The sequence below is a fragment of the Acinetobacter sp. 228 genome, from assembly GCF_048147885.1.
Genome location: NZ_JAYWYV010000321.1, coordinates 1 through 1,292, shown reverse-complemented (window position 1 = coordinate 1,292; position 1,292 = coordinate 1). Strand labels below are relative to the sequence as shown.

The window sequence follows — 1,292 nt, the reverse complement described above, 5'->3', positions numbered from 1 at the left end:
CCCAATTCGCCATTTAAATATCGGGTTTGATGGTAAAGAAATTGATATCGAGTTTTACGTCAACAACCAGTTTGCAACTTTGTTTTTTGCAACGCTTTCGGTTTTTTTGACCTATGGTGAAGATCTGGTGATTGAAACAGCTCGTCACCACCGTGAATTTATTCAAGATCCGATTTTAAAACAGCGTGTTACATCGCTGATTGGTCAAGAAGCCATCCATTCAAAATTGCATAATGAGTTCAATGATGCAATTAAAGAGCTGGAATATCCGGTCGATTTTTATCGTTTCTTGGGTGAGAACTTCTTTAAATATGTGTTCTTAAAATTCCCGCAACCATTAAAGCATTCACTCATGGCGGGTATTGAACATTTTACAGCGGTACTTGCCGAATACATGATGAAGCATGAAAAGAATTTCTATTATACCGACGATGCCAAAAGTCGTGCCTTATGGATGTGGCATATGCTTGAAGAATCTGAGCATAAAGATATTGCTTATGACGTCTATCAGGTTTTAAACGGTAATTATCCGTTACGCGCAACGGGCTTTTTAATGGCTTTCATTACCATTTTAGGGCTTATTCCAACAGCAACGTTATTTGTACCTCTACTGCGTAAGCCAAAAGAACTGTTGACCAGAAAATTCTGGAAAGATGCACGTCGTGGCGTCAACTTAATTTTTAGTCCAAAAGATGGCGTATTTGGTAGCACCATTGGTCAGATTTTTGATTACTTACGTCCAGACTTCCATCCAAATGATCATGACACGACCGAATATCTGGAGTACTACAAAAAGAAATTACTTAACGAGGGCGGTGCAATTGCGCCTTACTTTGTGAAGGAATTTACACCACCAGTTCGTGCAGTTTCATAAGCCTATTGGTCATGGCAGTAATATGACAATTACTGCCATCTCCCTAAAGTTTTTTAGGATTTACTATGATTTTATTTGGTAAGAAAGACCAGCCGAGCCGAAACGCATATGCGGTCGTAACTGGGGCAGGCAGTGGGATTGGACGAAGCTTTGCAGTTGAACTGGCAAAACGTGGTGGCAGCGTAGTCTGCGCAGATATTAATTTAAAAGCTGCTGAAGAAACCGTAAAGTTAATTGAACAGTTGGGACAAAAAGCATTTGCTGTACAGTGCGATGTTGGGCAAGCAGAACAAGTACAGGCTTTGGCTGATCGGGCAGAACAGTTATTAGGACATCCGGTAACTCTCATTATTAATAATGCTGGCGTAGGGCTAGGTGGCAAATTTGATGAAATGAGTTTGGAAGACTGGAAATGGTG

2 protein-coding genes are annotated in these 1,292 nt (G+C 40.6%); both read left to right on the top strand.

Annotated features, from left to right (window positions below):
• The coding region (locus VXQ92_RS18610; RefSeq protein WP_416682804.1) for a metal-dependent hydrolase at positions 1–874 on the top strand (874 nt) is incomplete at its 5' end.
• Between the two features lie 65 nt (positions 875–939).
• Positions 940–1,292, top strand: a 353-nt coding sequence (locus tag VXQ92_RS18605; protein WP_416682803.1) for an SDR family NAD(P)-dependent oxidoreductase, incomplete at its 3' end; no start/stop codon positions are given.